We start from the raw sequence: 17,425 nt of genomic DNA, 5'->3' as shown, positions 1-17,425 counted from the left end.
TATATAGAGACAGAGACCTGAGACCTGAGACCCAGAGGGAGACCTGGACAGAGAAGAGACCAAGACAAAACCCAAAAAAAGACCTTGAGACCACCATTCTCGCATTCGCAACAAAGCCAACCGGCAACGCTTGCGAAACGCGACCCGTTCTCGCCATTGGGCATAGGAGAGATGAGCTACAGCCGCCTAGCGCAGCGCCTGGCACGGGAGGCGGTCATGGACCAGAGTAGGCCTTTGACCCTCAAACAAGCTGCCGGCATTGCAGGTGTGTCTCCTGACACGGTTGCCAGATGGTGCAAGCGCTACGGCATCGGTAGACAACTTCATCCGAACGCGCCGTGGCGGGTAGACCCTGAAGGTCTTTCGATTGTGGCGGCAGGTGACTCGGGTCGCCTTAGGCACTTTCAGGAGCAGGCTTACCAGCGGTCTTGGGATCCACGCGAACCAGCGTCAAACTTTCGCGGGTAATTTGGCCATGGCGCAACACCCGCTTTACCGTCGCGGTCATCGTGGCATCAACCCCAACGAGTTCGCGATTCCAGCGCTCTAGGTCATCTGACGTCCATGACGTATCGACTTTTCCCTTCACCGTATCTCCGCCTATAGGGCGAAACTCGAATTGATGAGCGCCAGGGAGGACGCCGGCAAGCTGTCCCTCCATAGTAGCCTCATCTTCCTCCAACTCTGTTCCGCTGGCGCGCTCTGCGCCCCTTCCTACTGCATCGCTGTCGAACTTGTATTCATTCTCGCCCACAACCATTCGCAGGGTCGCGCCATGCTGGCGCATCAATTCGAAAAAGTCGCGTGCGGTGGCTAGGATGCGCTTGTCTGCACCCGATACGGCAGTTTGAAAATGTTCCTCGTCAGCCTCACCAAACGTGCTGAGCAACGAGGAAGACTCCTCGACCGCCCACTTGAGGCTAGTGTCGACAAGTTGAGACTGCGCCCGTATCTCTTCAAGAAGGAACCCAAATGAGCCGCGAACGATATTGGTGATGTGCATTGTCGCTTCTGACTTATTCGCGACGGGGCCCTTGACACCTAGCCCGGCTGTGTTTTTGGCTAAAACTTTCGCCACCAAATCTTGGAATGTAGACACCGCGCCCGCGCCGAACTCAGCCTCGACGCCAATCGAACCGACGACAGGTCGCCCCCCGAAGAAGAGCGCAGCGGAAGCGTATGTCTCTATTGGCTCAAGGTCTTGCGCGGCGATTTCGGCATCAAGGTCTCTCAACCTGGATTCTAACCCGAGGCGTGTCAAAATGTCCGCTTCGGTTGTGCGCTTGAGCAAGCCTGAAACCGCTGCACGGTCGGCTTTGGCGAAATCTCGTCCCGACTTCTTCGATGCACTCATGGTCCGACGGCTCCGACTGCCGGGGCAGCTTCGAGAATCGCTAATGCGGCTGCGTCGTCAGCGACATCCTCTAACCTAACCTTTAACATGCCCTTCCATAGGTCGTCCCCTCGACGATGGGAAAAGAGGCCGACGTAGTACCGCGCAACATCGATCATGAATTCAGGGTTGCCGCTGTCGAGATCGATCAGTAGCGCATCCAGTCTAAAGGCCTGCATCACCTGCCCTCGCTCCAGAAGGGCGAGGTTTGCCAAAACAAGCGCGTTCCATATTACGTCATTTCCCACCGCGTCGAGTGGCCGATAGGTGAAAATAACCGTGTCTAGGTCTTTTGGTTCCTTGGTCTCCACGAAACTCCCGTCGAGCCACTGAAACCCTCGTGCGAGGCCAGCTGCTCGGAGCGCTGCCCGATGGTCGAGCCACTTGCGCAAGATGTCCCTCCGATTGGGGCTTGTTCCGAAGGTCGTTACAACCTCAACTGCAGAAACCTCATATGGGCTTAGGTCCTCAAACGCGCCGCCTGGTCCGTTTAGCCCCACATAGGGCGGCAATACGCCATCAATTGTGAATGAAGGTACCGGCATTCTCCCCCCAGGCGAAGCCTATACTGCGGATAATGCCGCACATTGCCGATGATGCGGAACGCAAGCAATAGGCCGCTGCGATACATTCTCTGTGCCGAAACAGGGAAATTCGACCGATGCGCCTTACCGACGCGATGATCGAGAACATCCGCCTCAGGGTTAGCCCCGGCGAGAAGCGACGTTTTGCCGAGATTGCGAAAGAGCGCGGTCTAACACTCAGCGACCTTGTTCGCTTGAGCCTAACCGAAGCCACCAAGCGCGTAGCGGCATGATGGCGACGACAGCTTCCCCCTGCGAAATGAACCTCATGGCGCTTTGGCTGCGGCATCGCAGCGAGTGCCGCCCTGTCGGCCAGATAGTGGCGGACGCACGCGCCGGCTTGCTGCGTGGGGCTCACCTCAAGGGGCGCAGTCTCCTGATTAGCGACGAAACGGCGGCACTGGCCGCGATGAGCAAGGGCGCGGGCAATGGCTACGGATAACGGCTTCATGGACATGTTAAACGGCGTGAATGGGCTGCCGTTTGCTCCTGCTCCCGGCCTTAGCTCGCCCTCCCAGGGGCTGCTTGGCATTCTCAGCAATCTTTTTCGCGGCCCGCAGAACACGGGGCAGTTTGCCCAGACGCCCGGCAATGGCCCCGGCCTCGGTCCTAATAGCTTCCCGCCCCCGCCAGGCCTTCGGGCTCAGACGCCAAAATCTGGCTTTTCCCGTTTCCTGGATACCGATATCGCCCTGCCTGTAGCGGGCGCTCTCTTGGGCAACCAGGGCAACGCTGCCAACTTAGGCAATGCCTTCTCGGCTGCCGCTCCGGCTATCAAGCGCAACAAGACACTGGAATACCTCCAGCAGAATGACCCCGAGTTGGCTAAACTCGTGGGTTTGGGCCTTGAGCCGAGAGACGCCCTTGGTCTCCTGCTTGACAAGCGAAAGGCGCAAAAGCCGAACCTGATCAATGCGGGCGATGGTCGGTTGTATAACGCCGACACCAGCGAGTGGATTACAGCCCCAAACGCGGGCATGGACGACTATTCGCAGCGCCAGCGGGCCGCAGAGCAGTACGGCCTTACCCCGGATGATCCGCGCTATCAGTCCTTCCTCCTCACGGGCAAAATGCCACGCGAAGATGCGCAGCCGCTCACGGCAACCGACAAGAAGGCCATCCTTGAGGCCGACGAGATGGTACAGGTGACGGATACGGCCATGCCGCTGCTCGACCGCGCCCTGGAACTCAATAACCAGGCGTATTCGGGGCCGATGGCGGGAACACGCGGCTATATCTCGGGCACGTTCGGCTCGGATGCCGGCCAAGCAACCATGGAATACGATAACCTCGTCCAGCAGCAGGCCTTGGCCACGCTGAAGGCTACGTTCGGTGCGGCGCCTACGGAAGGTGAACGCAAGATCCTGCTCGAAATCGCCGGCTCTTCCAGCCAGCCCCCGGAAGTCCGCAGGGGCATTCTTGAGCGCGCCAAGCAGGCAGTCGCCCGTCGCCAACAGTTCTACCGCGAACGTGCCACTGAGATGCGTGGTGGGTCGTTCTACAAGCCGGGCGGCGGTGTCAGCGGGCAGGGCGGTGGCAATCGCACTGGCACGGGCGTGCAGTGGAGCGTTGAACCCTGATGGCAACTCTCAACATCAATGGCCAGCGCGTGAAGGTTGACGACAGCTTTCTGTCGCTCACGCCTGAGCAGCAGAACGCGACCGTTGACGAGATTGCGGCTTCGCTCGGACAGTCGGGCACACAGCCCGAAGGCCTTCGTTCGGAGCTGTCGGGCATCACCCAGCAATTAGACAGCTTGCCCGCGTCCGAGCCCCAGACATTTGGCGGAGCAAGCCAGACTTGGGCCGAACACGCCATCGGGGATATCCCGATTATTGGCCCTGCTCTCCAGACTGGATCCGACTATCTCGGCACCGAAATTATGGGGCGGTTGGGAGGCCAGGACCCCGCGCAGATGCGTGGGAAGCTTTGGAAACGCCGCGAAGACCGCACCAAACAATACCCGCTCTCCTCGATGTCTGGTGCCCTTGCCGGCAACATAGCCGCAACCGGCGCGGCTGGGGCGACTGCAACCGGGGCTCGTGCCCTTGGCATGACAGGCGGGTTCGGCGCGCGCGTCGGCAACTCGGCACTGTCCTCGGGAGCCATCAATTCAGCGGACACCCTGATTAGGGGCGGCTCGGCAGAGGACGCGATAAACAGCGGTGCAACCGGTGCGGTTATCGGTGGCGCAATCCCCATCGTGGGCGGCGCAATCCGCCAGAGCTTGGGCGCTGTAGGCAACAAGGTGGCTCCGACCTTGGGCGCAATCCGCAACGCCCCCAAGGAGGCCGAAAGGCGCGTGGGGCGCGTCATGCAGCGGGACATGCAAGCAGACGCCAGCAGCATGCTGAACGCTAGTGACGAGGCTGTGGCCCGTCAGGCCGGCGTTCCCCTGCTCAACGCAGACAGGGGCGGCGAAGCCACGCGCGCGCTTGCCCGCTCCGTTGCTAATCAATCCCCCGAAGCCAGAGCGACAATCGAGCGAACCGCAAACGACCGTTTTGCCGGCCAGTCCACCCGCGCCACGGCATTCGTAAAAGATTTGATGGGTGGGGCTGTCGATGACCTCGGCTATCAGCAGGCAATCAAGGAAACCGCTCGCCGCGTGAACAAGCCGGCATATGACGCCGCGCTCAAGGCGCCCGGCGCACAAGCGATGTGGCACGAGGGCTTTGAGCAATTGATGCAGGCCCCGGCGATGCAGGCCGCAGCGCGGCAGGCTACCACCAGGGGCGCAAACCGCGCTGTGGTGGAAGGCTTTGCGCCGGTTCGCAACCCGTTTGCCTACGGCCCGGACGGCAGGATGACGCTTGCCCGCGACCCGAAGGGAAACGCGGCGCTCCCCAATCTCGCATTCTGGGACCAGGTGAAGCGCAATCTTGACGGCATGATTGGCAAGGTCGATCGCTCGGGCGACAGCACCATGTCAGCCGACCTCAAGGCGCTGAAATCGCACCTTGTCTCCATGCTCGATAGCGCGGTGCCGCAATACAAAAATGCCCGCATGGGCGCAGCCGGCTATTTCGGCGCGGAAGACGCCATTGAGGCAGGTAAGAAGTTCGCCAACTCACCGCGTCTCATTCCTGAGACTAAGGCGGCATACCTGAAATTCACGCCTGCCGAACGGGCTGGGTTCGCGACCGGCTACGCCTCAGAACTCATTGACCGGATCAGGGCATCGGGCGACCGAGCCAACGTCATCAATCAAGTGTTCAAGTCGCAGGCATCCCGCGAATCCATGGAAGTTGTCTTTGGCCCGCAGAAGATGCGCCAAATAGAGGCCTACGTGCGCGTTGAAGACCTGGCCGACCGTCTGCGCGGGGCAATGGGCAACTCCACTACGGCCCGGCAGCTTGTCGAGCTTGGCATTGGTGCCGGTTCGGGCTTCGCGATTTCTGGCGGCGATTGGAAGGGCGCATTGACTGGCGCGGCAGCGGCTAAGGGCGTGCGCCATGTGGGTCAGCGCATCGACGACCGCATAATGCAGCAAATTGCCACGCTGTTGATGTCGAGTGACCCGACGGCACTCTCCCGTGCCACTGCCAACGCAGCGTTGAGCCCGAGCTACATGCAGGCCCTAGAGCATATGGGGAACATGCTTTCGGTGCCCGTGAGGGGCGCAGCGATGGCTGTTCAATGAAACCAGCTCACCACCCACGCGCCGAAACCGAACAGTTGCTGTTCCTTCAGCCACCAGCCAACCGGCAGGAGAATGGCCGCAGCTATCACGTAGCTGACCAGCGTCAGCAAGTCCGGCTTTTCGTCCAAGTGCAGAAGCTCCGCAGGGGCACCGAATGCAGAAAATAGCATCTTCCGTGGATGATGTCTTGTTGGGCGAGGCCGTCTCAGGGTCTCGCTCTCAGCGCTTCCGCGACATGATTTCAATCGCCTCGGCCATCAAGAACCGTATGGATCGGCTTGGCGTTGACGTTAGTTCGGTCATCAGCGCCCCTGGCCAGTTCGATGCATACGGTAAGCAGTTACCACGAGGAACCGAAGCGCATCGCGCGCTTGCGAAAGAGGCCTGGAACTATGTGAACACCGCCGGCCCCGTTCATGCTGGCATGTTCTATTCCACCCCGAGCACAAAGGGTAATCTGCCCAAGGGTCTCAGTCAGATTAGCAAGACGACGGGGCATATCTTTTTCGAGGATCCACAAGGCCGGACTATTCGGACGGCGGCAGGCTATCGCCAGCCCACAGCAATCAACCCAGCAGGGCCGCAACGCCCCAGCATTTCCGTTCCGCCGACTACTGCGGCAGAGCGTGCAGGTCTGCGAACCGCCGCTTTCCCCGCCTATGAGCCGGTTAGCCGCCCTTCGGTCGATGTTGGCCCCCGTGGGCTTGAAACGCTCGCGCCGAACGGCTTGCGCTCCACCCCGGAAATGTACGGCATGGACGTTCTGGGAGACCAGCAGCCAGCGCTTAGGTCTAATCTGGCCGATGTCAGCTACAACATGGGCCCGCACCGCCCCAACAAGCCCAACCAGACCACAATCGACATTGCCCGCAGCGCCGTGCGTGATGTTCTCGGACCTGGCTATTCGGTCGATGTCATTTCAGGGCAGGAAAACCGTGGCCATCAGCACGGCTCTAATCGCCACAAGACCGGGCTGGCGGCAGATATCCAGATCAAAGACCCGAACGGAAAACTACTCACGGCCACTGCCAACGCGCAGCAGATGACCGATGTTGCCCAAGCCATGGCGGCCAAGGGTGCAAAGGGCATTGGCTTCGGCACCGACTACATGGCCGCCAAAGGGCTGCATGTTGACCAGTTCACGCCCGGACCCGGCCAGGATTACGAATGGGGCAACCTCGGCAACGCCAACAAGGAACTACTGGCGGACGCTCGAAACACGGGGGTTATGCCAGCCTCCTTCTATGAAAAATCGCTCCCGCAGTCGATGCATGCGCCCCAGCCCCGCACGCCTGACACCCTGATGGCCGCCCCGCTTGGTACGGTGGAACGCTCACCCCTGCCTAGCCTCAGCCTTGTCACGAGCGCACAGGCCGCGCCCATGCCCAACCGGCCAGCATCCCCCAGCATGGACACCATGCGTGGGTTGGGCAGCGTTGCCCTGCCGTCTTTCAACTCTCCCCGTATGACGGCCCCTGCCCTCAAGACGCCCACCCAGAGCCTCAGCAGGTTACCAGCTTCCCCTAGCCCGGAACGCTTCGGCTACACCCTGGCGTCTGCGCCTGCCATGCGTGGCCGCCCGCCTGTCGCTCCCATGGGCAGCATGAACAATATCCCTAGGGGTAACTTTGCGCCTGCTGCCGCTCCCGCAGCACCCAACGCCAAGATGTCCTTGGCCCAGCAATACGCCTCCTACGGCGCGGGCAGGGTGCCGAACCCAACGCCGGCCATTAATGCAATGATGTCACCCACTGTGGGGCCGATCACCCAGACGGGGCTTTTGCCCCCGAGCGCGGTTGTACCCAATTTTGTCCCGGCCACGCCACCACCAGCGCCAGTCACCGCGCCCAAGATGCCGCGTGTCATGACACCAACCCAGCGCGTTGACCAGGCATTCCAGACCGCGTCGGTTCCCGAGCCCCAATTCACCGCTGCCGATGTCTATGCAGGCCGGGCCAATTCAGGCGCAGCAACGGGCGGCAATACGGTCTCTCGTGACCAGTTCGGCAACATCAGCGTCACGAACAAGTACGGCGCGACGACCACGACCAATGCGAACGGGCAGCAGATGGCATCCAGCGGCCCCGGCATTGCTGGCCCGATCAGCGGGCAGGGCGTCCAAACCCCATCCGTCCCGAGCAACCTCGGTGGCAAGATCAGGGGTGGCCTTGGAACGGTCGTAGGCGGTGGCCTCGGTGGCTTCCTGGCTGGTCCGGTAGGGGCTGCTCTTGGGGCCGTGGTGGCCGGCGATCTGGCCAAGGGCAAGAATCCGCTCGACCGGCTTGGGATCGGTACGTTCGGCATGCCTGTAACAGATCAATTCGGATTCACCCAGCAGATGCGCTTTGCCAACCCGAAGAGTGGTGGGCCGTTCCCGAACGCGCCGGCAGGGGTGCGCGGTGCCCTTGGCGGGCGTGAAAGCAACCTGACCGACCGGCAGATGCGCGACATCAGCCCTCGCGCAGCGGACGCGATTTCTAAAGGTAAGGGAGGGCTCTACTAAAGGGCGGCCTCCTTCTCGCGAACAACGGAGAGCAATATGTTACCGGGAATTTGTGGAATAATGGCCGGCATCACGCCGACCAAAATCGACTTGGTAGCCCAGGCGACCGATACAACCGATCGCTCAGGCTCCTACACCTTCGCAGGCCTAGATTTCGGCGCGGAATTCACCAATCGAGCAATCATCGTTGCGGCTCTTTTGGTCAATGCTGCAAACGCGGTGGTCAACCAGAGCGCGGCAACAATTGGCGGTGTAGCGGCGAATGGCCAAGATAGCGGTGACGCTGGGGGACCGGGGGTCGGCGGTGCCAGTTGCGGCGTCTGGGCGGCGAGGCCTTCGGGAACCTCGGGAAGCGTCAGCATAAGCTTCGGGGCCACTGCGCAGGCGTGTGCCGTGTTCGTGTTTGCAACGGGAGTCGCTTCAGTAGCACGCTTTGCCGAATCTGTCGGAAGCGGGGGTGGAGGCGGCATCACCAGCGACCCCAATTTCCCGGCGAGCGACAGCGGGACCATCAATATCCCGCACGACGGGGTGTTGATCGGAGGTGTTGCCAGAGCCAACACCACCGCTCCCATTACGCTGACGGGCTTCCACAGTCAGCGGGAAATGGCCCTCGACACGGGCCACCGCATCGCCGTTGGCTGGAAGTGGAACATGCAGGCTCAAACTGCCTACCCCATTGGCTACACCACCAGCGCGGGCGGCGTCATCTACGGCATGGAAGCACACTCATTTGCCTGAAGGACAATGGGCATGGAACAGACCCAAATAGCCGATTGGCTCGATGATTTCGCGAAGCAGGTTACGGACGGGATGACGGGCCGGCCCGACCCGAATTCCGAAATACCCGCAAAGCTCGCGGACCTGGTGGGCCTGGCTTGCTCGCCCGATCGCAAGGCCTCGTTCGATTCCCTGCTGTGTTACATCATGGCCGCAAATGGCCTCCACGCAGCCGCAGCCAGGGCGCGGTCCATGAATGACTACAGGTGGGCCCGGTCGCTTCACGAGCAGGGGCAGCTTTTCCTTTCCTACGCCACGGGCGACCTCGCGCTGATGGTGCATCATATCCTGAATGGCGGTGAGGCGCCGCTTACCACCTACGTCGAGCCGGAGTCACCTGTACATCGGCCCACTGACACGAGGCATTGAAGCATTGACCGCTGGCAAAACAGCAGAGCAACAGCGCGGGCGCCCATTCCGGCCCGGCCAATCTGGCAACCCGAACGGCAGGCCTTCCGGCTCGCGGTCTAAGGTGCTGGTCGCCCTCGATGCGTTGGCAGAGGGCGAGGTGGAGGAAATTGCGCGAGCAATGATAATCAAGGCCAAGGGCGGGGACGCAATTGCCGCTCGGGCAATTTTCGACCGTGTCTGGCCACCCCGCAAAGGCGCTAGAATTCAGTTCGATCTGCCGGAGGTCAACAAGGCGGAAGATCTGCCTGGCGCGCTCGCTGTGGTCAATCGCCAAGTCGCAGACGGCGAGATATCGCCAGATGAGGCGGCGGTGGTTGTCGGCCTTCTGGAGGCCCAGCGAAAGGCTATCGAGACAAACGATCTAGCGGCACGCATCGCGGCACTTGAGGGAAGGCAGGCGAAGAAATGACCCTATCGGCTCGCCCTGGCGGCGCTACGCAGCGGGCGACTATCATTGCGACTGACGAGGCAGATTACGAATACCAGCTCGAAGACGTGCTGTTGCGGTCGCATCCCGGCGCAATAGAGGTTTCAGGCGCCATTGGCGGCGAGCCTTTCAATCTATCTGGCATCCTGAAGTCCCACGAGGAAAACCTAGGGGAGTTAAGCTGATGGCCCTGCTATCTCGCCTGGAGCGTCTGGAGCAGCGAGCGCAGCCGGACCCATTGTTCAGGGCAAACATCAAATCGGCATCGGGAATGAGCGAGCCTGCCTTGGCGGCCGATTTTTCGCAGCGGTTGGTGGATGGCACGTTGCCACCGGACTTAGACCCAATCGCGGTCAGCAAGTTCGTCCAGCTCATCCCTCGCGGAAGTGAACGGCAAAACCCGGTCGGTATGACCACGATGGAGCATTGATCGATGCCAAACATACTCTCCCGCTTGGAGCGGCTTGAGCGCAGTTCGCCCGACACCAAGCCGCAGCACCGGGTCATCAGGCTCGTTGTTAGCGATGAGGAGGAAGCGGAAGCCGAGCGGCTGCTGGAGGCAGAAGGCTTTGACCCCGATAGTGGCGACATTGCCATAATCCGACTGATCTGCATGGCACCCGGCAGCGGCAAGGAGCCGTACATCAAGCCACCCTATGTGTTGTCGCGGAGCTAAGAACTACGGCTGACGCGGGCGTGATAAGCGTCGCGGAAAACTCTTTCCGAATCCAATGGAGTTCATTTATGAATTCAACATGGGGGCTCTGGAACATCTCAAAAGCGAGTGGCACGTCGTGAGGGGCGCACCAGTCGCTGTGCTCATTTTCATTGTAACGGGGTTCGGTCTCGGGCTGCTTTTCATGCGCCAAGAAGTTGCCAACGCACAGAGCGAAGTCCGACTAAAGGACACAGAAATTGGCCAGCTCAAGGGTGAGCGTGACGACTACCGCAAGCAAGTGGAAGAACGATTCCAGAAAATCGAGCAGCAACTTTCCAGCGCTCAACAGTCCAAGCTAATGGACCTCCTCAAAAGCTCCCCATCTAACGTCGAAATATTTTCAGATCCTACCGTCCCGCTGAGCGGACAGATCACCGACGTTTTCACCAAAAGTGGTTGGCAGGTAAATACCACGGAGACGGCTAAGGATTCGGTCGTATTGAGAGCAATCGACCCGAAATCTCAGGCGGCAATTGGTACGGCCCTTCGCGATGCCGGCGTGAAATTTGACCTGTCGGCTCCTGCATCTGGTGGTATGAGCGCGGTAGATTTCATTCTCTTCTGGGAAGTAGGCAAGACGCCTGACAGTCCGAAAACAAACGGATAGCAGGCCGCGTCACTATCCAGGCCTGAAGAACAGCATGGGCGGCGCTTAGGGCCTTGGGACAGGATGCTTCCACCCGTTGCAATGGCCTCGTTCGTGCCGAAGAATAGCGCTAGGCGTTGCGCGTTTGTACGTTTCTGACGACACAATCACCAGGCAGTAGGACTTCGACACGGGGCGCGAGCATCCGCGCAAGTCGAACAGGTGCCGCAGGCCCGGGCCGATCCGGTGGCATTCCTTCACGACCAAATGTTGCGGAAAGTACCGCACCTCCATCTTGCCGGGGAACGGATAGTCGAACTCCGGGGGCGGATTCCATGTCGGATCCTCCCGGCCAGCTAATACATTCGAGGGGTTCAGTGAAGCCGCAATGACCAGTGCAGCGAGCAATTTGCCTGCCATAACCATCTAAATGTCTCCTACCGGAACCATTTAGTGTTATATAGGACGCAAATCAGTTCGGAAACAGACAAAATGTCAGGTATCGTTGCCAGATTGACTGCCGCTGAATACAACCCGGTTATGGAAGGCCGTCACATCAAAGCCGCCCGCGCCATGCTGGGCCTAAGCCAAACCGACCTTTGCAAACTGGCCGGGGTGAGCCGTGCGACGTTGAACGACCTGGAGAACGACACAGGAGACCCGCGCCGGTCCTCGGCGCTGGCTGTCGAAATGGCGTTGCGGGAGAAGGGCGCCAACTTCATCGATGACGGCGAGAAAATCGGCGTGACGATGCCGAAGGCACCACTGGTCTAATCCGCTTGCTTTCGCTTTCGACGGAAATCGGCTTTAGCCTGAAGTTTGGCCCCAAAGGCCTCCAGCCTTGCCTCCATCATTTTCGAAATGCCCGTTGGGGCCATGTTTGAGGCCCGCCTATCCCGCCAGGCCAAATATTGCTCGAAGGTATCGAAGGTTTCAGGCTTATCCGGGTCAAATCCGACCCCTTGTGCGTTAGCCATTTCGCCCGGCATGAGGCGAACAAACACGTCGCCTATCTTTACCTCCGCGACGAACCCAGCCTTTGCTGCACCCTTGCATATAGCTGTGACTTGCCGGGCAGTTAGGGCGAGTTCTCGGGGCAATGTTGGCATCCCATTTTTCGTGCCTGTTCATTCGTCGGGGGTGGGTTCGGATTTGAAGTAGTACCCGATAATCGCGCTCCTGCGAACCATATCGCGGCTGGTAGCTTGTGAGCGATGTGAATTGACTCCACAAGGAGTTTGTTCCTATTTCGTTCTCATGCCGCAGCCGAGCAAATCGAACCTTCCTGACGTTCAGTGGCGCCACACTTGGGAAGATGACCTAGAGCGCGAGGACTACAGCGCCTTCGACGGCGAACGTCGGCTAGGGCGCATCTACGCGGACAGCATCCGAGGCGAAAGTTACTGGCGGTGGTTCCCGGCTTGGGGCGGCGCACGTGGTGGAGACCGCTGCGAGAGTCGGGTCGCGGCGATGATGGCTTTGGAAGAGGCTTACCTCGATGTGCTGGAACGGCACCCAGATCCGGCAAAGCTGTTCCACGATCCGTCTTCCTCTCGCTCCCTATCTGTTGGAGCGGATCACCTCGTGAAGGTCGAGGGCGGTTAAACAACCGTCGAAAAACGTCATGCTCGACGAGCGGGAAGATTTCTTGCCAGTCGCTACGGACGCAAAGATTTTTGTGACATCACATCGCGCGCAAGACGCGCGTGCGCGCGAGGCGCTGGCGTCTTTGAAAAACAATCAAAGGAAACCACCAGCACGCGTTGAGCAGCGATAGGCAGCCGAGGGACTCGACATCACCCAATCGCCTCTCAGCGGGCGGCTATGGCAGAAATGGTTGTGTTTGTCTGGTTGGTGGAGGGGCGCAGGCTCGCGGGAGATACCAAGAGCACCGCGACAAGGCCTATTGCACCGGCCAGGGCGAGAACGTGCAAGGCTTTATTCATCGGGGCTAGATAGGTGCCCAGCGCCCGTCGATCAATGCTGAGAACAGCAGGGTAACAGCAAGGCAAAATTCTCTGATGGCCACAGTCTTCCCGCCAGAGCGTTTCGCGTCTAGGCTGCAATGCGCGGGATCCGTTCGCGCAATGAGCTTGACTCGGTCGCAGCCACTATGGCGGAGGAAACATGGGACCGCGCTTCCAGTGGGAGAAAGCTGATCTGCCTGACACAGTGGGCAGCGAATGGCAGCGAGGGCCGAGTCCCAGCGAGACCCGCTTCCAATGCCGCGACACCGCAAAGATGCCTACGGCATATGGTCCCTTGTCCTATGTTACGGACGCCCGGCTAAGGGACAAGCGCAGTTGGGAAGTCAAACAGTCGTGGCACGACATTGGAGCGCTTCAGAAGTTCCTAAAAACCGCGACATCATTCGTCGAGCGTGAGCGTATCGAAAAGCGGATTACGCACCTTCAACGGCAGAAGAAGGGAAAGTCCGTTTAGCGCCGGTAGATTTCGGTCTACGGCATTACCGCAGCCGGCGCGCTTCCCACCGCTCAAGAAAATCGCCCTGCCACAGCCGCGCCGATCTGCCTTAGCTTCCGCCTGTTCTCCCGTATGGCACCCCGGCTGTAGCGCGGCCAGTCCAGTGCATGCCCATTCCGTGACAAGCCAGCGATAGTGCCTTTCAATCAGGGTCTTTCAAGCGGACGCCTGCACCCCCGCCATTCTTGGGAATGAAGACGACGCCGGCTGTTTCCAAGGCCGTTTGGACTGCCTGGACGTTGGCTGCTGAGCTGCGGGCTGGGCCGATGTCGTTGTCTTCCATGCGCCGAATTGTGGTCAGTGACAGGCCGGTGGCTGCCACTAGATCTGGCTGCGACCACTCCAAGAGAGCCCGTGCAGCCCTGATCTGCTTAGCGTCCAGCATGTTCATTTCCCTCTGCAATTGAGCGGCCAAGGTGCATTCATAAACATTTATATATCATGAATGAACCAAAACTGTTGACATCATGCGGTTTAGATGCTTAGGAATAGACAGAAAGCGTTTATTGAGCAAGGGGCGCGCCCGTCGCCCAACCCTACCAAAACTTAACACCAGGGAGACAAAACAATGTCCACGCGCAAGCTGGCAGCCGCCGAAGGTATGCCCGAAATCAGCCGCCGCTGTGCTCTCATGGCAGGTGCAAATTTTGCCATCGCCGCGACTCTCACGGTCGCGGCGGTTCAGCCAGCGCCGGCGGCTGGAGTGGAATCGGAACACCCGTGGGTGAGGGCCCGTCAACTGGCGCGCGAGCTGGCTGCCACTTTGGCGGAATGCGATGACGGCCAGTGCATGGCCGAAATCTACCCCGCCACGGCCAGCACTCTGCCGGTCCTGTTCGGCTCCATAGAGGGTAGCGCAGAAAGCAGATTGCTCTACCACGCCAAGGCCTACGCCCGCGCTGCCCGAGACATCGACCCCACAGCGGGGGAAATGTGGATGGGCCGCGCGGTCGATGCAGACAACCCCCACCGCTTCAACATCGTCATTGTGCGGGAGGCTTGACCATGGCCTCCAATGTCGTTGTTCTGGCTGATGTTCGCAACGAGCGCGAGCCCGTGACGGTGGAGCCCGCCCGGCCAGCAGATTCATGGGATGAGGGCTGGGCTCGCGTCCAGATGTGCCACCATCAGCGTAACGTGGCTTGGTGGCACTATCGCCTTGCCGTCGCTGTCAACGGACTACATAGCCTGGAGGTTATGCAGGCCAGGCGTTACCGCGCGTCTGTCGAACGGGCGTGGGAGCACGAGGCCTATCATCTCCTGTTCGTGCCGGCTCCTGCCGTTCGGTTCCTTCGCTGGAAAGAGCGTTTCGCCATGGGCTCCCGGTGGAGCCCGAAAGTCGAGGCAGCACTTGTGCGTGACCGTATCAATCACGCTGTCCGCATCGAGAGTAACCGCAAAGCAGCAACCAGCCGGAAAGCACGAAAGGGGGCACGGTCATGAGCATCACCCGTCGCGGGTTCCTGCGCACCTCTGCTGGCGGGGCATTCGCCGCAGCAGCAACCTCTACCAGCGAGGCCCAACCTCGCGACAGAACCACAGAACTCAGGCACCATTTGGACCAGCTCAAGGCACTGTACGAGGAAGCCCTCGGCGGCCCTTGCTACGTCATCTTGTGCAGTGCTCAGCCCAATATAAGAACAGGCATCCTCTCGGTGGCTGACACCTTTCATGACCCGCATGGCGTGGCCGGCCCCCGGTTACACCACGGCATGCCGCTGAAAGGCAGTGCCGCATGAACCGCTTTGTTCCCCAAGAAGACATGACCGCCGATCAAGTGATGCAGTGCAGCTACGAAGCTGCGGCCATCATCCGCCTGTGCGAGAACGCGGCCTGGGCCATTCAGACCGGCGGCGATGCCGCCGGTCTATCAGACGCTATCGGTGCCGGACTGCGGACGGCGCATGAGCTGGTCGGCGTGATGCACGACGCCCTGTCGCGGCACGAAGGTCAGAGAGGCGATGAAGCATGAGCGCTCAAGTCATCACCGATTCCATCATCACCAAATCCGACCGGCTCCATGCCCTCCTCATTGTTTGCGAACAGGCCGCGCGCTCGCTCGATAACGTTGGAGAGGGCGCATACCGCGACAACGTGACGGCCAGCCTTGCCGATACCATGAATTTGGCCGCCTCACTTTCGGGTGAGATCCACATAGCTCTTGAGCGGACTGCCCTGAAATGAACATCACTCGACGCCTGTTCATTCAACATGGCGCGATTGTAGGCGCCGCAACGGTCGTGGCGACGCCGCAATGGGGCTTGCTACCCAATCGAAAGTCTTTCTGTATTCCTCTTTACGGTGGGTGATGGACTCTTTGTAACAACGGTAGCAATATCTGGGTAAGAGGGAGCGGATAGTGACCGACGGGAAGACCTGTCGGGGAAACGCCGCCATGAAGCGGCCTGAATCCAATGGGTCGGTCGAAGATGCAAATCCTCCTTGCATTAGCCCTGCTACTTGGCGGGACACGCTTAGGCGTGGCAGGGGACGAGGACATTCAACTCCTGTTACCTGACATGAATGTTTCCAGCCGGCCCGTTCTGGAGTTCCGAGCCAGAAGCATGACAGCGATTCCAGTGTCACCAGGGCACGCGTACATACTTCTCGGTCGTGAACTCGACAACGGCCAGCGTTTTTATAATACTGTTGCTGGATTTTATCCAGACCACAACGAAAAAGCCGCATATGTAAAAGAATTCTACTCTACAAAAGGCGTAGTAACGCAGACCCTTGATGATGCCAAATCAGAAATAACATTTACGATATACATTACACCAAATCAAGAACAGAAGGTATCATCGATCATAAAAAGCTATGATACAAAGGATTATTCATTAATTACAAGAAATTGCGTCAGTCTCTCGAAAGACGTTGCAAATGCTATTGGATTAACTGTCCCATCAGGAGCGTTGTCTGGGATGATTCCTCAGGCATTCATCAAGTCTCTGATGGAGCAAAACAAAAATAGAGCGCCCGTTCCGGGAGCGCCACCTGGGTCTGTCTCAACAACCGGCCCAAATGCCCCTCAACCGCCGCCCAATCGAGCCATCGATGCTGCTCAATGGACCATCGATAACACAAGGCCAACTGCGCCAATTGTCCCGCCCGTGATAGCTCCTACCGGGATGCCTCAGCCACCAGACATCATTCCTCCGCCGCCTCCGACGCCCCCGCAACTGCCGCCTCCAACACCTTTGCCAATTCCGCCTGTGCTTATGCCGCCACCCAACTGAGTGGGAGAAAACTGCGAATGAAGGAGCTCGCGTTCTATGCAATTGCCGCCGTAGCCACTTTCGCAACTTCGGCGCTGCCAGCCGAGCAACGCCATCTAGCTTGTATTGCTCAATGGGGAGCCTCATGTGGTGGCGGTACAGATGCGTTCTTTAACTGCGGCACACCTGTTCAGACGGTCGGCGAGGTAATTTGTTCCATCCGCACGGATCGCGGGATGCAACACTACGCATTTACTGCGAAGGTCATAAAAGACGTTCCCGGAGGACGATGCGGCCTGGCGACAGTGGATGTCATCTGTCACGGCTTGCCTGATGATGCGACACCGGTCTGGCACTATGATAATTGCCAAGCGGGGCGCCGGGCTATGTGCCCAAGGAACTATCGGTTCTTCGGTTGCGAAGCTAGGCCGGAACGGATTGCTCAAGATTACTGTTCTGCATCTAACTCACCTTATCAGGTGTTCAGCTATCACACGGCCGGGGGAGGAAGTTGTGGGAAGAGCCTATATTCGGTGGCCTGTCACATTCCGCGCTAGCCAACTTTGACTGCAAGCTTCTCCGCGCAGCCTGCTCTTCCCGCCGTTCATTGAAAATCAATAGGTTAAGTTAATTAAATGGCGGGTAATCGCACCCCCAGATAGCTCGAAAAGCGCCGAATTT

Annotated in this window: 23 protein-coding genes; 18 read left to right on the top strand and 5 right to left on the bottom strand. The window is 59.4% G+C overall.

The features are described 5' to 3' along the window. Nucleotides 1-394: 394 nt before the first annotated feature. Both GGR00_RS23445 and GGR00_RS23440 read right to left on the bottom strand, forming a co-directional pair. Nucleotides 395-1,354 carry a hypothetical protein gene (locus GGR00_RS23445; protein ID WP_184701499.1) on the bottom strand — a complete coding sequence of 320 codons (960 nt, stop codon included), beginning with the start codon at nucleotides 1,352-1,354 and terminating at the stop codon, nucleotides 395-397. Next, a complete protein-coding gene (locus GGR00_RS23440) occupies nucleotides 1,351-1,938 on the bottom strand; it encodes a DUF6932 family protein (RefSeq protein WP_184701497.1) in 588 nt (195 codons plus the stop codon). The genes GGR00_RS23445 and GGR00_RS23440 overlap by 4 nt, the downstream gene beginning before the upstream one ends. A gap of 116 nt (nucleotides 1,939-2,054) precedes the next feature. Here GGR00_RS23440 and GGR00_RS23435 point away from each other — a divergent pair, with 116 nt between their 5' ends. The 3 genes from GGR00_RS23435 (at nucleotide 2,055) to GGR00_RS23425 (ending at nucleotide 5,620) form a co-directional block, all read left to right on the top strand. Further along, complete coding sequence (locus tag GGR00_RS23435; protein WP_184701495.1) at nucleotides 2,055-2,210, top strand: hypothetical protein; 156 nt, start codon at nucleotides 2,055-2,057, stop codon at nucleotides 2,208-2,210. Between the two features lie 195 nt (nucleotides 2,211-2,405). Further along, a complete protein-coding gene (locus tag GGR00_RS23430) occupies nucleotides 2,406-3,557 on the top strand; it encodes a hypothetical protein (protein ID WP_184701493.1) in 1,152 nt (383 codons plus the stop codon). Continuing rightward, complete coding sequence (locus GGR00_RS23425; protein ID WP_184701491.1) at nucleotides 3,557-5,620, top strand: hypothetical protein; 2,064 nt, start codon at nucleotides 3,557-3,559, stop codon at nucleotides 5,618-5,620. Before GGR00_RS23430 ends, GGR00_RS23425 begins: the two co-directional genes overlap by 1 nt. Here GGR00_RS23425 and GGR00_RS28535 read toward each other — a convergent pair. Next, nucleotides 5,614-5,748, bottom strand: a complete 135-nt coding sequence (locus tag GGR00_RS28535) for a hypothetical protein (RefSeq protein ID WP_281389297.1) — start codon at nucleotides 5,746-5,748, stop codon at nucleotides 5,614-5,616. The two genes, GGR00_RS23425 and GGR00_RS28535, sit on opposite strands and share 7 nt — an antisense overlap. Before the next feature lie 26 nt (nucleotides 5,749-5,774). Here GGR00_RS28535 and GGR00_RS23420 point away from each other — a divergent pair, with 26 nt between their 5' ends. The 8 genes from GGR00_RS23420 to GGR00_RS23385 all read left to right on the top strand — a co-directional run bounded on the left by GGR00_RS23420 (nucleotide 5,775) and on the right by GGR00_RS23385 (nucleotide 11,819). Beyond that, a complete protein-coding gene (locus GGR00_RS23420; protein WP_184701489.1) occupies nucleotides 5,775-8,123 on the top strand; it encodes a cell wall hydrolase in 2,349 nt (782 codons plus the stop codon). A gap of 60 nt (nucleotides 8,124-8,183) precedes the next feature. Next, nucleotides 8,184-8,864 carry a hypothetical protein gene (locus GGR00_RS23415; protein ID WP_184701487.1) on the top strand — a complete coding sequence of 227 codons (681 nt, stop codon included), beginning with the start codon at nucleotides 8,184-8,186 and terminating at the stop codon, nucleotides 8,862-8,864. 12 nt (nucleotides 8,865-8,876) lie between these two features. Next, complete coding sequence (locus GGR00_RS23410; protein WP_184701485.1) at nucleotides 8,877-9,272, top strand: hypothetical protein; 396 nt, start codon at nucleotides 8,877-8,879, stop codon at nucleotides 9,270-9,272. 4 nt (nucleotides 9,273-9,276) lie between these two features. Further along, a complete protein-coding gene (locus GGR00_RS23405) occupies nucleotides 9,277-9,723 on the top strand; it encodes a DUF5681 domain-containing protein (protein WP_184701483.1) in 447 nt (148 codons plus the stop codon). A 202-nt stretch (nucleotides 9,724-9,925) separates the two neighbouring features. Then, a complete protein-coding gene (locus tag GGR00_RS23400) occupies nucleotides 9,926-10,171 on the top strand; it encodes a hypothetical protein (RefSeq protein WP_184701481.1) in 246 nt (81 codons plus the stop codon). A gap of 3 nt (nucleotides 10,172-10,174) precedes the next feature. Further along, nucleotides 10,175-10,417 (top strand): hypothetical protein, encoded by a 243-nt coding sequence (locus GGR00_RS23395; RefSeq protein WP_184701480.1) that lies wholly within the window; start codon nucleotides 10,175-10,177, stop codon nucleotides 10,415-10,417. Nucleotides 10,418-10,472: 55 nt separating this feature from the next. Continuing rightward, nucleotides 10,473-11,066 carry a hypothetical protein gene (locus tag GGR00_RS23390; protein ID WP_184701478.1) on the top strand — a complete coding sequence of 198 codons (594 nt, stop codon included), beginning with the start codon at nucleotides 10,473-10,475 and terminating at the stop codon, nucleotides 11,064-11,066. A 471-nt stretch (nucleotides 11,067-11,537) separates the two neighbouring features. Further along, on the top strand, nucleotides 11,538-11,819 hold the full coding sequence (locus GGR00_RS23385) for a helix-turn-helix transcriptional regulator (RefSeq protein ID WP_184701476.1): 282 nt from the start codon (nucleotides 11,538-11,540) through the stop codon (nucleotides 11,817-11,819). Here the strand turns inward: GGR00_RS23385 and GGR00_RS23380 are convergent. Then, nucleotides 11,816-12,049 (bottom strand): hypothetical protein, encoded by a 234-nt coding sequence (locus GGR00_RS23380; protein WP_184701474.1) that lies wholly within the window; start codon nucleotides 12,047-12,049, stop codon nucleotides 11,816-11,818. The two genes, GGR00_RS23385 and GGR00_RS23380, sit on opposite strands and share 4 nt — an antisense overlap. Nucleotides 12,050-13,671: 1,622 nt before the next feature. Then, nucleotides 13,672-13,920 (bottom strand): helix-turn-helix domain-containing protein, encoded by a 249-nt coding sequence (locus GGR00_RS23375; protein WP_377864745.1) that lies wholly within the window; start codon nucleotides 13,918-13,920, stop codon nucleotides 13,672-13,674. Between the two features lie 177 nt (nucleotides 13,921-14,097). On the opposite strand from GGR00_RS23375, the gene GGR00_RS23370 reads away from it, so the two are divergent. The 7 genes from GGR00_RS23370 to GGR00_RS23340 all read left to right on the top strand — a co-directional run bounded on the left by GGR00_RS23370 (nucleotide 14,098) and on the right by GGR00_RS23340 (nucleotide 17,301). Next, nucleotides 14,098-14,532, top strand: a complete 435-nt coding sequence (locus GGR00_RS23370; RefSeq protein WP_184701472.1) for a hypothetical protein — start codon at nucleotides 14,098-14,100, stop codon at nucleotides 14,530-14,532. A gap of 2 nt (nucleotides 14,533-14,534) precedes the next feature. Then, on the top strand, nucleotides 14,535-14,972 hold the full coding sequence (locus GGR00_RS23365) for a hypothetical protein (RefSeq protein WP_184701470.1): 438 nt from the start codon (nucleotides 14,535-14,537) through the stop codon (nucleotides 14,970-14,972). Next, on the top strand, nucleotides 14,969-15,268 hold the full coding sequence (locus GGR00_RS23360; protein ID WP_184701469.1) for a twin-arginine translocation signal domain-containing protein: 300 nt from the start codon (nucleotides 14,969-14,971) through the stop codon (nucleotides 15,266-15,268). The genes GGR00_RS23365 and GGR00_RS23360 overlap by 4 nt, the downstream gene beginning before the upstream one ends. Further along, nucleotides 15,265-15,501, top strand: a complete 237-nt coding sequence (locus GGR00_RS23355) for a hypothetical protein (RefSeq protein ID WP_184701467.1) — start codon at nucleotides 15,265-15,267, stop codon at nucleotides 15,499-15,501. Before GGR00_RS23360 ends, GGR00_RS23355 begins: the two co-directional genes overlap by 4 nt. Beyond that, a complete protein-coding gene (locus GGR00_RS23350) occupies nucleotides 15,498-15,713 on the top strand; it encodes a hypothetical protein (protein WP_184701465.1) in 216 nt (71 codons plus the stop codon). The genes GGR00_RS23355 and GGR00_RS23350 overlap by 4 nt, the downstream gene beginning before the upstream one ends. A gap of 380 nt (nucleotides 15,714-16,093) precedes the next feature. Then, nucleotides 16,094-16,765: a hypothetical protein gene (locus GGR00_RS23345; protein ID WP_184701463.1), complete on the top strand. Its 672-nt coding sequence runs from the start codon at nucleotides 16,094-16,096 to the stop codon at nucleotides 16,763-16,765. Between the two features lie 17 nt (nucleotides 16,766-16,782). Beyond that, a complete protein-coding gene (locus GGR00_RS23340; protein ID WP_184701461.1) occupies nucleotides 16,783-17,301 on the top strand; it encodes a hypothetical protein in 519 nt (172 codons plus the stop codon). Nucleotides 17,302-17,425 lie beyond the last annotated feature (124 nt).

Origin of the sequence: Aminobacter aganoensis (assembly GCF_014206975.1) — a bacterium.
Lineage (GTDB): Bacteria > Pseudomonadota > Alphaproteobacteria > Rhizobiales > Rhizobiaceae > Aminobacter > Aminobacter aganoensis.
Note: the sequence above shows the minus strand (reverse complement) of the source record. Positions and strands in the feature narration are given on the sequence as shown.

Coding starts and splice junctions, on each gene's coding strand:
- GGR00_RS23345 (WP_184701463.1), top strand. CDS start 16,094: ATGACAGCGATTCCAGTGTCACCAGGGCACGCGTACATACTTCTCGGT.
- GGR00_RS23415 (WP_184701487.1), top strand. CDS start 8,184: ATGGCCGGCATCACGCCGACCAAAATCGACTTGGTAGCCCAGGCGACC.
- GGR00_RS23355 (WP_184701467.1), top strand. CDS start 15,265: ATGAACCGCTTTGTTCCCCAAGAAGACATGACCGCCGATCAAGTGATG.
- GGR00_RS23340 (WP_184701461.1), top strand. CDS start 16,783: ATGAAGGAGCTCGCGTTCTATGCAATTGCCGCCGTAGCCACTTTCGCA.
- GGR00_RS23350 (WP_184701465.1), top strand. CDS start 15,498: ATGAGCGCTCAAGTCATCACCGATTCCATCATCACCAAATCCGACCGG.
- GGR00_RS23425 (WP_184701491.1), top strand. CDS start 3,557: ATGGCAACTCTCAACATCAATGGCCAGCGCGTGAAGGTTGACGACAGC.
- GGR00_RS23440 (WP_184701497.1), bottom strand. CDS start 1,938: ATGCCGGTACCTTCATTCACAATTGATGGCGTATTGCCGCCCTATGTG.
- GGR00_RS23435 (WP_184701495.1), top strand. CDS start 2,055: ATGCGCCTTACCGACGCGATGATCGAGAACATCCGCCTCAGGGTTAGC.
- GGR00_RS23395 (WP_184701480.1), top strand. CDS start 10,175: ATGCCAAACATACTCTCCCGCTTGGAGCGGCTTGAGCGCAGTTCGCCC.
- GGR00_RS23420 (WP_184701489.1), top strand. CDS start 5,775: ATGCAGAAAATAGCATCTTCCGTGGATGATGTCTTGTTGGGCGAGGCC.
- GGR00_RS23445 (WP_184701499.1), bottom strand. CDS start 1,354: ATGAGTGCATCGAAGAAGTCGGGACGAGATTTCGCCAAAGCCGACCGT.
- GGR00_RS23430 (WP_184701493.1), top strand. CDS start 2,406: ATGGCTACGGATAACGGCTTCATGGACATGTTAAACGGCGTGAATGGG.
- GGR00_RS23370 (WP_184701472.1), top strand. CDS start 14,098: ATGTCCACGCGCAAGCTGGCAGCCGCCGAAGGTATGCCCGAAATCAGC.
- GGR00_RS23410 (WP_184701485.1), top strand. CDS start 8,877: ATGGAACAGACCCAAATAGCCGATTGGCTCGATGATTTCGCGAAGCAG.
- GGR00_RS23385 (WP_184701476.1), top strand. CDS start 11,538: ATGTCAGGTATCGTTGCCAGATTGACTGCCGCTGAATACAACCCGGTT.
- GGR00_RS23360 (WP_184701469.1), top strand. CDS start 14,969: ATGAGCATCACCCGTCGCGGGTTCCTGCGCACCTCTGCTGGCGGGGCA.
- GGR00_RS23375 (WP_377864745.1), bottom strand. CDS start 13,920: ATGAACATGCTGGACGCTAAGCAGATCAGGGCTGCACGGGCTCTCTTG.
- GGR00_RS23400 (WP_184701481.1), top strand. CDS start 9,926: ATGGCCCTGCTATCTCGCCTGGAGCGTCTGGAGCAGCGAGCGCAGCCG.
- GGR00_RS23365 (WP_184701470.1), top strand. CDS start 14,535: ATGGCCTCCAATGTCGTTGTTCTGGCTGATGTTCGCAACGAGCGCGAG.
- GGR00_RS23390 (WP_184701478.1), top strand. CDS start 10,473: ATGGAGTTCATTTATGAATTCAACATGGGGGCTCTGGAACATCTCAAA.